Annotated in this window: 12 protein-coding genes and 1 pseudogene; 7 read left to right on the top strand and 6 right to left on the bottom strand. The window is 68.1% G+C overall.

Features of this window, described 5'->3' with window-relative positions:
- Positions 1-166 precede the first annotated feature (166 nt).
- The 3 genes from OG505_RS14225 (at position 167) to OG505_RS14215 (ending at position 3,240) form a co-directional block, all read left to right on the top strand.
- Positions 167-1,708, top strand: coding sequence for a ricin-type beta-trefoil lectin domain protein (locus tag OG505_RS14225; RefSeq protein ID WP_405433770.1), 1,542 nt, complete (start codon positions 167-169; stop codon positions 1,706-1,708).
- Positions 1,709-2,479: 771 nt separating this feature from the next.
- Positions 2,480-2,902, top strand: coding sequence for a hypothetical protein (locus OG505_RS14220; protein WP_405433768.1), 423 nt, complete (start codon positions 2,480-2,482; stop codon positions 2,900-2,902).
- Entirely contained in the window at positions 2,899-3,240 is a 342-nt protein-coding gene (locus tag OG505_RS14215) for a winged helix-turn-helix domain-containing protein (protein WP_405433767.1), read from the top strand. Before OG505_RS14220 ends, OG505_RS14215 begins: the two co-directional genes overlap by 4 nt.
- A 289-nt stretch (positions 3,241-3,529) precedes the next feature.
- On the opposite strand, the pseudogene OG505_RS14210 reads toward OG505_RS14215, so the two are convergent.
- The 4 genes and pseudogenes from OG505_RS14210 to tnpC all read right to left on the bottom strand — a co-directional run.
- Positions 3,530-4,099: pseudogene (locus tag OG505_RS14210) on the bottom strand (transposase); the annotation flags it as partial.
- Between the two features lie 21 nt (positions 4,100-4,120).
- Entirely contained in the window at positions 4,121-4,495 is a 375-nt protein-coding gene (locus OG505_RS14205; RefSeq protein WP_405433766.1) for a hypothetical protein, read from the bottom strand.
- Positions 4,496-4,533: 38 nt separating this feature from the next.
- On the bottom strand, positions 4,534-4,977 hold the full coding sequence (locus OG505_RS14200; RefSeq protein ID WP_405433765.1) for a hypothetical protein: 444 nt from the start codon (positions 4,975-4,977) through the stop codon (positions 4,534-4,536).
- 490 nt (positions 4,978-5,467) lie between these two features.
- A complete protein-coding gene (gene tnpC, locus OG505_RS14195) occupies positions 5,468-6,832 on the bottom strand; it encodes an IS66 family transposase (RefSeq protein ID WP_405434428.1) in 1,365 nt (454 codons plus the stop codon).
- A 284-nt stretch (positions 6,833-7,116) separates the two neighbouring features.
- Here tnpC and OG505_RS14190 point away from each other — a divergent pair, with 284 nt between their 5' ends.
- Positions 7,117-8,241, top strand: coding sequence for a hypothetical protein (locus OG505_RS14190; RefSeq protein WP_405433763.1), 1,125 nt, complete (start codon positions 7,117-7,119; stop codon positions 8,239-8,241).
- A 7-nt stretch (positions 8,242-8,248) separates the two neighbouring features.
- Here the strand turns inward: OG505_RS14190 and OG505_RS14185 are convergent, their stop codons facing one another.
- Positions 8,249-8,605: a hypothetical protein gene (locus OG505_RS14185; RefSeq protein WP_405433762.1), complete on the bottom strand. Its 357-nt coding sequence runs from the start codon at positions 8,603-8,605 to the stop codon at positions 8,249-8,251.
- 59 nt (positions 8,606-8,664) lie between these two features.
- Between OG505_RS14185 and OG505_RS14180 the strand changes: the two genes are divergently transcribed.
- The 3 genes from OG505_RS14180 (at position 8,665) to OG505_RS14170 (ending at position 10,755) form a co-directional block, all read left to right on the top strand.
- Positions 8,665-9,894, top strand: a complete 1,230-nt coding sequence (locus tag OG505_RS14180; protein ID WP_405433761.1) for a DUF6880 family protein — start codon at positions 8,665-8,667, stop codon at positions 9,892-9,894.
- A gap of 97 nt (positions 9,895-9,991) precedes the next feature.
- The gene (locus OG505_RS14175) at positions 9,992-10,447 is read left to right on the top strand and encodes a hypothetical protein (RefSeq protein WP_405433760.1); all 456 of its coding nucleotides are present in this window, start codon (positions 9,992-9,994) and stop codon (positions 10,445-10,447) included.
- Positions 10,435-10,755: a hypothetical protein gene (locus tag OG505_RS14170; protein WP_405433759.1), complete on the top strand. Its 321-nt coding sequence runs from the start codon at positions 10,435-10,437 to the stop codon at positions 10,753-10,755. The genes OG505_RS14175 and OG505_RS14170 overlap by 13 nt, the downstream gene beginning before the upstream one ends.
- A gap of 742 nt (positions 10,756-11,497) precedes the next feature.
- Here OG505_RS14170 and OG505_RS14165 read toward each other — a convergent pair.
- On the bottom strand, positions 11,498-12,766 hold the full coding sequence (locus OG505_RS14165) for an FAD-dependent oxidoreductase (protein ID WP_405433758.1): 1,269 nt from the start codon (positions 12,764-12,766) through the stop codon (positions 11,498-11,500).

Here is a 12,766-nt window from a genome sequence, read left to right as displayed (position 1 = left end):
CCCGTCGCATGCTGACCGGGGAGTTCTTTAAGGAACCTTGACAGTACTGCCAGCGATGGACAGGATTCAATGAAGAGAGCGCTCTCTTGAGCTGGCGTGGATCAACGGGCCAGCAGCGCCGCTCCTCGTCCCGGGAGCGGCTTCGTCAATCTGGGAGAGAAATCCGATGGCTCGTACAGCCAAAGCGCTCGCCGTCACCGCGGTGGCACTCGCCGCGGTCGGCGCGACGCCGCTCGTCAGCTCCGCTGGCGAAAGTCCGGCACCGACCACGTCTGCTGCCGCCCCCTCGTACGACATGGCGCCCGGCATGGTCGCGGCGCTGCGCCGTGACCTCAAGCTCGACGACGACCAGGTTGCCGCGCGCCTACGCGCGGAGGCGGCCGCCGGCGTGGTGGAACGTCGGCTGCGCGGCGAGCTCGGCGCGGCCTTCGCCGGCGCCTGGATCCCGCCCGGCGCCAGCCGGCTCACGGTCGCGGTGACCGACCCGGCCGCGGCCGCCAAGGTGCGGGCCGAGGGCGCGGACGCCACGGTGGTCAAGCGCAGCGGGCCCGACCTGACCAGGTCGCGCCGGGCGCTCGACGCGCACGCCGCCGAGGCCGGGCGCCACTCGGTCCGTGGCTGGTACGTCGACGTCGCCACCAACAGCCTCGTCGTGCTCGCCAAGCCGGGCGCGCAGGCGGCCGCCAAGGCATTCGCCAGGGACGCTGGCGCGGGGACGGTCTCCGTGGTCGCCAGCGCCGAAGCGCCCAGACCGATGTACGACATCCGCGGCGGCGACCAGTACGTGATCAACGGCAACACGCTTTGCTCGGTCGGCTTCGCGGTCTCGGGTGGCTTCGTCAGCGCAGGCCACTGCGGCGGCACCGGCAGTCCGACTCTCGGCTACAACAACGTCGCGCAGGGCACCTTCGCCGGTTCGTCGTTTCCCGGCAACGACTACTCGTGGATCCGGACCAATGCCAGTTGGACGCCGCAGCCGTGGGTCAACAACTACGCGGGCGGCAATGTCCTCGTGGCCGGCGCCCAGGACGCCCCGGTGGGCAGCTCGATCTGCCGCTCCGGCCGGACCACCGGCTGGCGCTGCGGCACGCTGCTGGGCCGCGAAGAAACCATCGTGTACGCGCAGGGCGTGGTTTCCGGCCTGTCCCGCAGCAACGCGTGCGCCGAGCCCGGCGACTCGGGCGGTTCCTGGATCTCTGGCAACCAGGCCCAGGGCGTGACATCGGGCGGCACCGGTAACTGCTCCTCCGGCGGCACCATGTGGTTCCAGCCCGTCAACGAAATCCTCGCCACATACGGACTGACGCTCACCACCTCAGGTGGCGGTGGCGGCGCGGTGATCAGCAACTGGAACAACAAGTGCATCGACGTGCCCGGCGGCGACTTCTCCGACGGCAAGCAGCTGCAGATGTACAGCTGCAACCAGAGCCCGGCCCAGCGCTGGAGCTTCGTCAACGGCACCCTGCAAACGTCCAACAACAAATGCATGGACGTGGCCTGGGGGTCCACCGCGAACGGCGCCGCCATCCAGATCGCCAACTGCTCCGGCAACCCGGCACAGCAATTCGTGCTGAGCGCCGCTGGCGACCTCGTGAACCCGCAGGCCAACAAGTGCGTCGACATCAAGGCTTGGAACGGCGACGACGGGGCGGCCCTGAATCTGTGGGACTGTACCGGCGGCGCCAACCAGAAATGGCGGCGCGGCTGAACTACTCCGCCGTGCCCCAAGCGGCTCGCCCGCCGGCAGCGCACGCGCCGGCGGGCGAACCGATGCCGCAGGTCGTCCGTCAGCGCCGGTCGCTGCCCTCTCGTCGCGGAGCGTGTCGAACTGCCTTTCTCGATGCCGATGTTGATGATGCCTGGCGTGGACAAATCGAAGAAGGCCTCTAGCGCTTTCAGCATTGCCGACCGGAGTCCAAGACCAGCTTCTCCCGGTCGCAGTCAAGGGTTTTCGGCGCCGGAGTTTCCGGATGTCTTTGAGGTCGGCGCCGGCGGCTTTGAGGTAGGTGACGGCGCAGTGCCGCAGGTCGTGTAGCCGGATCGGGGGTAGGCCGTCGGCATCGCGGACGAGTGCTTCGAAGCGATCGGTGACATCGTTGGGGTACCAGGGTTGCCCGTCGGGTTGGACGAAGAGCAGCCCGGTGTCGGGCCAGGTGTGGCCGGCGGCGAGCTTCCATTGGGCGCGGCGGGCGTGGTGGGAGCGCAGGATGACGCGGGCCTCGGCGTGGTCGAGGAGCGCACCGGCCTGTTGCGGGGTCCACACCATGACCGGTAGCTCGAAAGCCAAAAAACCGCAGCCATCGGCGTCCGTATCTGCCGCGATCCGCGCGTCACCGACTGGTACGGCCACCGGGTTGAGCCGATGCTCGGTCATGCCAATGAGTGCTTGCCCCTGCATCGGCTCACCGTGTCAGCTGGCGCAGCTTCCCAACCCGGCATCTACTTGCCAATACGGCAAGTAGATGCCAGAGTGGTATGCATGGATGACGAGATGACACCCGAAGCGGCCCGTGACGCGATACTCTCCGCCGCCAACGCGTCTCAACGGCTGCGGGCACGAGCGCGCTGGGCCAGCACAAAACTCACCGTCTTCGGGGTCGGCATCGGTCTGGTCACGGCTGCCGTCGGTCTCACCGAGTCGAAGCTGTTGAAGAGCGCCGTCTTCGTGGCGTGGGGGGCCCTGGCCGTAGCCATGACAATGTGGGAACGCCGCCGCCTCGCCCACCTTGCCAGCACACGCCAGCGCATCAGCCCGTACTGGGCTGGCAGCTTTGCCTTCTACGGCGTAGCGCTGGCAGTAGGCACCGACAAGACATTGGGAGACTTGACATACTGGCTGCCCGCCAGCGCAATAGTCGCACTGCCCATGCTCATCGGAGCGTTGCGGGAGCGGCGCGCATGAGCCACGGACGCGACAGCGACGCCGGGTGTGCGGGAGGCCTCACCCATCCGCGCCGCGATCTGGACGAGCTGCTGACCCACGCGGTCCGGTTCTCGATCGTCGCCGCGCTCGCTGGCGTTCAGCGCGCTGAGTTCGCCGCGGTACGCGACAGCGTGGAGATCAGCGACGCGATGCTCTCCAAGCAGGTGGCACTGCTGGAGAAGGCGAGCTACGTCCACGTCGAGAAGGGGCGCGTCGGCCGGCGACCGCGTACCTGGCTGTCACTGACCGGCGAAGGGATAGCGGCGTACGAGAAGCATGTCGCGGCGCTGCGAGCCATCGCCGGGCTCGCCGACTGACGCCAGACCGACCACATTGCCGCGACCGGTGCGCGAACACGTTCTTGCTGAACATCGGCTGATCGATCCGGTGCTCGATGTCGCACAACATCCGCGATCTGAGGTCGGTTGAGGGCGGCGATTGGCTCACCGACAGTGTGCGGATCTGCCGCCGACCGCGCGCTACCGAGTGTCACGGCCAGTGGATCGTGCCGGCATCCGGTCGTGCCGAGTTGAGGTGCGACACGAGGTCGCACGTGTTGAGCGAGTACGTCGATTGGAGGTCGGGTGTAGATCGGAATTTGTCAAGTCAAACTGAGACGGTTTGTGCCTCGGTTGTTGGCTGGTTGATCCAGGCTTTCTCGGGGAGCTGGGGTGCGCGGGGCCGGCGGGTGAACCGGTCAGGGTGCTGCGTGTAGGCGGCGTTCAGGGTGGTCTGGCGGTGCCGGCGGATCTGGTCGGCGGTGCCGTAGTGCACCGACGCGGGCGTGTGCCAGCCGATCCCGGAGTGGCGGTGCTCGTGATTGTAGGCGGTGAAGAATGCGTCGCAGAAGGTGCGGGCGTCGGTGAGGGATCCGAACCGGGCGGGGAAGTCGGGCATGTACTTCATCGTTTTGAACTGGGCTTCGGAGTACGGGTTGTCGTTTGACGTGCGTGGCCGGGAATGCGAGCGCAGGACACCGAGGTCGACGAGCATTTCCGACACCGGTTTCGAGGTCATGGCGCCGCCGCGATCGGCGTGGATGGTGTGCGGCTCGATCCCGTTGGCGGTGACCGCCTCAGCCAGGAAATCGCGGGCCACGATCGCGTCCTCGGCGGCCGCGACGAGCCAGCCGGTCACATACCGGGAGTAAATATCAATGATGACGTAGCATTTGAACCAGACGCCTTTGACGGGTCCTTATAACGCGGTGATGTCCCAGGACCACACCTGCGACGGGCCGGTCGCGACCAGCTCCGGACGCACCCGGGGCGGATGGGTGGCCTGCCGGCGTCGTTCCCGGCTCTGCCCCGCTGCCCGCGCGATCCGATACATCGTGGACATCGAACACCAGTACCGGCCCTCGTCGAGCTCCCGCGCCCATACCTGCGGGATCGCCAGATCCGCATACCCGGGCGCGTTCAGCACCGCCAGGACCTGTTCCCGCTCGGCCAGGCTGAGCGTCTGTGGTGGCGGGGTCCGCGGCAGCCACGGGCCATGCATCGGCCCGATCGGTTTCGCCTTGCGGTAGTAGGTCGCCCGCGAGATCCCGGTCAGGGTGCACGCTCTTTGCACCGCAATCTCAGCGGCTCGTAATTGTTCGAACGTGGCGGTCAGGACTTCTTCGGCGGTATCTGCTCGTCCGCGCTCTCGGACGGTTCCGCCAAGAGCGCGTGTGCTTTTCCCATGATATCTAGTGCCATCCGGGTTTTCTTCAGATCGGCCTGCAGTTTCTCGTTCTGCCGGCGTAGTTTCTCCAGCTCGAGTTGTTCACTGTTCTTCCTCTTCGGCCGTTCCGTTCCCGCCGTTCCGGAATCGGTCTCCCGGCCTGGTCTGCCGAGCAGGCCCGCGTCACGAGCCCGTGTCCATTCGATGATGTGCGACGAATACAAGCCTTCCCGGCGCAGCAGAGCGCCTTTTTCTCCATTCGGGGCGCTCTCGTACGCGGCGACCATCGCGAGCTTGTACGCCGGGCTGAACGCCCGACGCGACGGCTTCGGCGCCGGATCGACCCCGTCACCGGCCGACGCCGGCTGCTTGTCAGATGAAGTGGACACGCTCACAAGGATCTCCGATCCCCGCCCTCAGGTCATCACCCCACAGTCACACGGGGTGTCTCACACGATCTTGACCGAGAGGGGATGCCCGAGACGTAGCTCCCGGTCAGTATCCAAGACCGGTTCCCGCCCTGACGTGCGTGGCGAGTAATTGCCGGGTGCGAAGCTCAGGGAAAAGCCCAAGGGCACCCATGCCGACTGGGTGTTACAGGTGAGGGGAAGGCCGAAAGGGTGAATATGGTGAACCCTCGTTGATGCCTCGTCACGGCAACTCTCCGGGTCGGATAAGCAGTGCTGGGGAGACAAAGAGGCTGGCCGTTGGAAGTCGGTAGACGGCGACCGAGGACTCATCGACGGTCGTGTGGATACCGTCGCCTCCGGGGTTAAGAGGGCACCCGACCCGGCCGGGTCTCACGCGTGTGGAACGTGGAAACCCCGTTACGGTCCGCAGCGCCTTTCGGGGCGTTTGCGGTAGGCCGCCCGTACGTATTCAGCTTGAGAGAGCAGCGGGGATCCACGGGCCGGTGGTGAACAGCTGTTTGAGTACGTCGAGGGCGTCTTGGCCGTGTTTCGCGGCGGTGGACAGGTAGGACCGGACGGCGGCGAAGTCGGCGAGTCCTTGCAGCGTGCGCCAGGTGCCGGAGATCTTCTGTTGAAGCTTGACCGGACGAAGATCACGTTCGGCCTGGTTGTTCGTGAACGGCACGGCCAGGTCGACGACGAACCGCAGAATCATGCCGCGATGGGTGTGGAAGCGCTCGACCAGCTTGCCGGCCTTCGACACCTCGCCCTGACGATCGGGTGGGTTCTGCTGACGGCCGTAGGCGATCGCGCCGGCGTAGCAGGCCCGGACGTGGCTGATCTCCGCGTCGGTCAACGCTTCCCGGCCAGCCGCGACGGCCTGCTCGGTCATCGTCTTGGCCATCAGCAGCGTGTCGGCCATTACCTCCGCCCATGCCTGCCCGGCCGGGTCCTGCTCGTGGACGCCGCGTAGGTCACGGATCAGGTGGGCGCCGCACCAGGCGTGCTCGGCGTCGCTCAGATGCTGGTAGGCGGCGTAGCCGTCGCGCACGATGGTGCCGTCGAAGCCGGGTAGTACCCCACCGGCGTCGATGTCGGCCTTGCCGCGGCCGCCGACGTGAAACGACGTCAGCATCGGGGTGCAGGCCACGTGCACGTACTTGAACCCGCCATCGACCCGGGCCGGGGTCTCATCAACGTGCAACACCCGCTCCACGTGCAGCAACGCGGCCAGGTGGGAGGTGAACGGGCCCAACCGGCGGGCCGCTTCGGTGACCACCGCGTGCACGAAACCGGTCGACACCGACGCGCCGCACAGGTCACCCAGCAGCCCCGCGACCCGCGCGAACGAAAGGAACTGCGCACCACGCCCATACACCGCCGCGGCCTTCACACCCGGCCCGTACTGCGCGCGGCCGGTCACCCCCGCCGGCACCTCGCCCTGGCTGACCTGCCCACAGGTGCACAACACCGCCACGAACTGATGCTCGGTGACCACCAGCTTCGGCTCCGGCAGGTCGAACACCTGCCGCCGCTGACGCCCGTACTCCACACCGCCACCAAGATCCGCGCCGCAAACAGGGTTCACACACCGGTCCGGTCGATGCACCACCGTGTGATCCGGGTCCGCCACCAACGCAAGCGTCGAACCCGGCGAACCCGGCTCCTTACCTGCCCGCCGACCAGAACCCTTCCCGGAACGCGGTTTCGGTTTGCCCAACCCATCCGAGGACGGCGGCTTGGAAGAGTTCGTCGAGTTCAACCCCAACCGACGCCGCAACTCGGCGTTCTCCGCCTCGAGCCGCTCAACCCTGACCCGCAGCTCAACAAGCATCCCCACCAGGTCCTCATACGAAGGCTGCTGCGGCTGGGAGGACACCCAAGGATCATGCCACCCAACACAACCACAGTGGACATCGAGACCCGATCAGCGACTCACCTCAAGCTGAACACGTACGTCGGCTGGACCCATTCGTGGTCTCGGTGAGGTGACGGATGGGCCAGCAGTGGGTTCTTGCCGCCCAGTTCCAGCGACGCGGGGACCAGCCAGGGCCGGATCCCGCGTGGATCGCGTCGTGGTATGAACAGCGCGTGTCGGTCACCGTTGATGATGATCTGTTGAATCGTGCGGGCGAGCTGAAGCAGCAGCTGGTGGCGTTCTCGCAGCAGCGACGTTATGAGCGGGCGTTCGACGATGTGCTGGCGGATCAGCATGACGAGCGGGTTCCGCTCGACGAGCACACCTTGATGATTTTGTGGGACTACTTCGTCCTGGAGCATCGGTTACCTGACGGCCGGACGGTGGTGGGGCAGTTCGTCGCCGATCACCCGGAGTTGTCCGAGCCGGAGCGTCAGATGCTGCTCGGGTGGCGGGACGTGGTGCAGGGGCCCTTCGAGGTGCAGGGGCGCGACGGGTCGGCGCTGGTCGTGGTGAGCCTCGTGGATGAGTTGACCTACCGGGTGCGTTCCAACCTGGGTCCGTCGGTGTTCCGGCGGTCACCGCGTCGGTCGTTCCTGCTCGCTCGGCTGGTGGCGGTGGGCGAGGAGTGGATGATCAGCGGCCCGATGAGCGTGTGGCGGGCGCAGGAGCGGGACGTCGCGTACCAGATGGCGTTGGAGATGTCGCTGCGCGCGCCGGAGGCGGTGTACCGGAACCCGGAGAAGCTGGCTCAAGCGTGGGAGCTGCAACGTCAGGATCGGGAACGGTTCGTGCGATTCTTCGGCAGCGACCTGGTGGTGGTGAGTGGTGATCAGGTCGCCGACCGGATGGTCGACTACCACGCGTTCTGCCGTGCGGAGGTGTCGGCCACGTCGCCGGCTTCCGAGCGGGTCGTGCAGCAGAAGGCACCGGTGTTCGAGTTGCCGCCGGATGTCGTGGACGCGGAGACGGTGGCGATGATCTACGACGAGATCGACGGGTTGGGCTTCTACGGCGAGTTCGGTCTGGTGGAGGCGGTGTTCGCGGATCCGGACCTGCTGCGCCGCCGCCGCTACCGGGAGCACACGATGGCGTACCTGCAGGATGACAGCGTCGACCCGCTGGTGCTGCGTCGGCTGGCCGCGCGTGATCCCGAGCGGGCCAGTGTGGTGTTCCGGCGGTTGCTGAAGAAGCCCCGTTTCGACTGGACCCGCGACGGTGAGGAACTTCTCCGCGCGTACAAGCCAGAGCACTTCCGACGGGCGCCGCGACCGCGGGTCAGCCCGGTCAGCGAGCGGCTGGCCGCCTACGCCCGCCGACGCTGAGGCGCCGTCAGGTGCTGGGCCAGGTCCATTCGGGCCTGGGCTGGGCCGGGAACGGCGTGAGGCCGAGGTAATGCCGGTAGGCGGCGTGGATCCAGGCGGTGACGATGTCCGGCGGGAACGCCAGGTCGGCGAGGGTGACCTCGCCCGCGCCATCCGGGCCTTGGCAGGTGGCGACGAGGCCGCGTGTCTCGTTCGTGTAGTCGATCGAGGTGACGGTGACCGGGGTGCCCAGCAGGGTGGCCGCGGTGGGCAGGGGTGTTTCGTCCTCGATCACGGCGAGGAACGCGCTGTGTTGCTCGTCGGCGGTGTAGGCGTCGACGACGATCGCCTCGATCGCGTTGTCCAGATCCTGGTCATTCGGCACGCCTGACACGATAGGTGGCGCGTTCCCGAGGCCGAGTCGCGGTCTGCTGAGATGGACGGATGACCGGGGAAGATCTGACGGTGTTGGTGGACCGCCTGCGCTGGGATCGCCGGCGGGATCCCTACCGGGGTCGACGGGAGTACTCGCAGACCGCCCGCCAGGTGGCCGAGGAGTGCGATCGGCTGGTCGCCGAGGGCCGGGCGGATCTCGCGGTGCCAGTGTTGCGCAAGGCCGTCGACCGGATTACGCGAGCCCTGATGTATCTGGATGACTCCTCCGGAATCATCGGGGACGACCTGCAGGAGCTCATGGACCGGTACGCGAAGGCGTGCGTGGCGGCACTGCCGAACCCGCTCAGCCTGGCGGGCTGGCTGGTGAAGCTGGAGTGCGACGGTCCCGGCTGGCCTCGGGTCCGGTTGGCCGACTTCGCTCCGTCGCTCGGGAAGCGGGGGATCGCGGAGGTGGAGCGGCTGGTCGCCGAGCGGGCGCGGGTGGCCGACCCGGAGTCGTGGACCGGCGCGTTCGCGGTGCGTGACCTGCGCGAGCAGCTCGCTGAGGTGTCGGGAGATGTCGACCGGTACGTCGCGGTGCTGGCCGAGCACCTGACCAACGCGCCGCAGTACCAACGGATCGCCGAGGTGCTACATGCCGCCGGACGCCGGGACGAGGCGATCGATTGGGCTCGGCGAGGTGTGGTCGCCAACGTGGGTTCGCCCCACACGGGTCGGCTCCGTGACGTTCTGGTCGACATGCTCGCCGCCGCCGGTAACACGCCGGGTGCCGTGCGGGTCCGGCGGGAGGAGTTCGCACGGCATCCCACCGCTGCCGGGTACCGATCCTTGATCGCCACCGTGGAGACGGCCGGCGGCGACGATCCGACGACGTGGGTTCTGGGGGTGCTGCGCGACCGGATCAGTCAGCAGCCGGCGTACGCCTCCGAGTTGGTCGACGTGTTGCTGGCGGTGGGCCGTGACGACCAGGCCTGGCAGGAGGCCCAGCACCACCGGCGGTGGCTCGGCGGGCCGCAGTGGCAGACCCTGCTCGAGAAGCGGGCCGTAACACATCCGAAGGAGGTGATCCAGCCGTACCGGGACCTTGTCGAGCAGGCGATCCTCAACTCGGCCGACAAGCGGCGCTACCGGCGGGCCGTCGCGTTGCTCGCCGCCGTGCGAGCGGCGTACCAGGCCACCGGAGAACATGCGGCGTTCGGGCAGTACCTCGCCGAGCTGCGGGTTGAGCACAAGCGCCGGCCAACGTTCCTCAAAACCCTCGACGCCGCTGGGCTGTAGCTGACCGGTTTCCCGATTCCAGGCTGCTGGAACAGCAGTCGAGAGGGAAGCGGACCTACTGTGGTTCCGGGCGGCCACGACAACGGGAGTGGAGATCATGCTCGACGTACGTCACCTCGATCTCGAGGAGATCGCCACTGCGCTGCAGGACCAGAGCGCGTACGAGTACCGCTGGCTCATCGACCCGGCCAGCGGGGAGATCATGATGTGGACGGCTGACGGCGGCATTGACGGGAAGACGCCGGTGGACCTCGACGAACTCGATCTGTTCCCGATCGACGCGCTACCATCCTTCGTCTGGCACCGCGACATGGCCGACTTCGCCGAGCAGGTCAGCGACGAGCGGACCGGCCGCAGGCTCCAGCGAGCCATCCAGGGCAGGGGCGCCTTCCGCCGGTTCAAGGACGAACTGCACGAGGAGCATCCACCTCCAAGGAGCAGGCGGCCCTGCCCGGCCAGCGCCGCCTGCTCCGGGCGATCCACACGCTCCAGGTCCCGGACGACGCCTCCTCCGCCGCGCTGCGGATCGTCGAGGCCGCCATGGAGGCCGTGATGGGCCCGGAGAACGACCCCGAACTGGAGGAGCACCGTCGCGTCGCGCGGCTGCTCACGCGGGAGCCCGAACTCCAGGCGCTCGCGGCGTCCCAGGAGCGGGTCCTGACCACACACCTGCGCGCCCGCCTCACGGAGCAACTTCCCAGCCACGACCCGATGGCGGTCCTACTGATCGCCGAGGTCGCCGTCGCCGTGTGGCGCACCTGCTGGGAACGCTGGGGCGAACTGGCGGTCGAGGGCGAAATGGAAGATCCAGTGCAGTCCTACCGCCGCTGCCGCGAGCAGCTGCGCGCCGTCGTCAGCTGAGCGCTGCTGATCGTCCTGTCGGATGGCTGCGGCAGCCCCAGCATCAGCTGACGGACTTCCCAGGCTGCTCGGGTTGTGGGTCTACGGAGCCTCCACCGCCAACATCGACGAACTCGCGGAACCCGGCCCCCGCCTCGCGCCGGTGCCGGGGCCAGCGCGAATTCTCAATGATCGGCGCCGCCCGCGAGAGCACCCGCGATAGCGCGAGGTTGGCGGTGCGCACCGGCGGGGTGAGCAGTCGGGGCTCGGTCAGGCCTAGGGCCTCCTCAGACGGGCGGAACGCGCGCAGCAGCTGGACACCCCGATCGCGCACGTTTGCCGCGCGGAGGTGGGGTGCTCTTCGTCGGTATCGACCCGGACTCCGACGGGTTGGCGCGGGCGGCGCGACTGGGCGTGCCGGTGGTCTCGACCGGGGTGCGGGGGCTCATGGATCCCCGGACGTCCGCGACATCCGGATCGTGTTCGACGCGACGTCGGCGCATGCACACCTGGCGAACGAAGCCGCCCTGCGGGAGGCCGACGTGACGCTCGTCGACCTGACGCCGGCGGTCACCGGCCCGTACGTAGACCCGGCGGTCAACCTCGACGAGCATCTCGGCGAGCGGAACCTCAACAGGGTGACCCTGCGGCGGGCACGCGACCATCCCGATCGTCCCCGGGATCTCGGACACGGTGACCGGCGGAAGCGAGCTCCCGCCAGCTTCGCGCGCCTCGCGCAGCGACCCGGCGGTCCTGCGGGAGATCACTGTGCGAGAGAGCCCGCCAGGTTGCTGGCCAACCGGTCCGCCGATGCCAGTGGGATCGGTTCGAACATCGCCGGTTCGTCCTCGGCGACGAGCGCGGTCGGGCCGTAGATCCAATCCGTGAAGGAGTGGTCGTCGACCTCCCGGGCGCGGAGCAGGACGTTGCGCTGCTCGCGTTCGACGCCGTCGAGGTGCCACAGTTCGCCCCACGCGCGAGCCGTCAGCACCACGCGCCGGCAGTGCTCCGATCGGACCGCCTCGTAGGCCGCGAGTGCGCCCGTCCAGTCGACGGTGCCGTCGTCGCCCCGGAGTCGCTTGGCGTGCTCGGCGAGGACCCAGCCGTCCTCGATCGCCATGATCGCGCCCTGCGCCATGTACTGCAGCGGCGGGTGGGCGGCGTCGCCCAGGAGGGCGATCCGGCCGTCGACCCAGGTGGTGATCGGGTCGCGGTCGTACATCCGCCACCACTTGTCGCGCCACATGTGCGGCAGTCCCTGCTGAACCGCGTCGCAGGTTCCGGCGAAGGCGTTGTCGAGCTCGTCGGGTGTTCCCCAGTCCTCGAGCCCGGCGAGCGCCTTGGGGGACTCGAATACGGCGACCTGGTTGAGGAGGTCACCACCGCGCAGCCCGTAGTGGACGAAGTGGCAGCGGGGGCCGACGTACACGACGACCTCGGAGAGGTCCACCGGGCGGTCCACCGCCGCGACCGGCACGGTGCCGCGGTAGGCGACGTAGGCGGAGGAGACGGGTCGGTCGTCGACGACGAGCTTCCGGGCGACGGAGTGCAGACCATCGGCCGCGATCACCACCGCCGCCTCGTGGACGGCGCCGGCTCCGATCGTCGCGGTGGCCTTCTCTCCGTCCTGCGAGTACGCCACGACCCGCTGCTCGGTGAGCAGCTCGACGCCGGCCTCGCGACAAGCCCGGAGAAACAGTCCGTGCAGGTCGCTGCGGTGGATGACCAGGTACGGGAAGCCGTACTTCCGTTCGAGGTCACGAAGGTCGAGCGAGGTGAGTTCGGTCCCGTCGACCGCGTCGCGCATCACCATCGTGTCGGGTACGACGCCGCGGGCCTTGGCCTCCTCGAGTAGCCCGTAGTCGTGCAGGATCCGCGTGCAGTTCGGGGCGAGCTGGATGCCTGCGCCGACCTCGCCGAATTCCTTCGCCTGCTCGAGGACCCGCACCTTCAGCCCGCTGCGGGACAGCGCGAAGGCGCTGCTCAGGCCGCCGATTCCGCCACCGACGACGACGACGTCAGGAGTGCTCAT

It is taken from the genome of Micromonospora sp. NBC_00617, from assembly GCF_045161355.1.
In the GTDB taxonomy this organism is placed as follows: domain Bacteria; phylum Actinomycetota; class Actinomycetes; order Mycobacteriales; family Micromonosporaceae; genus Micromonospora.
Note: the sequence above shows the minus strand (reverse complement) of the source record. Positions and strands in the feature narration are given on the sequence as shown.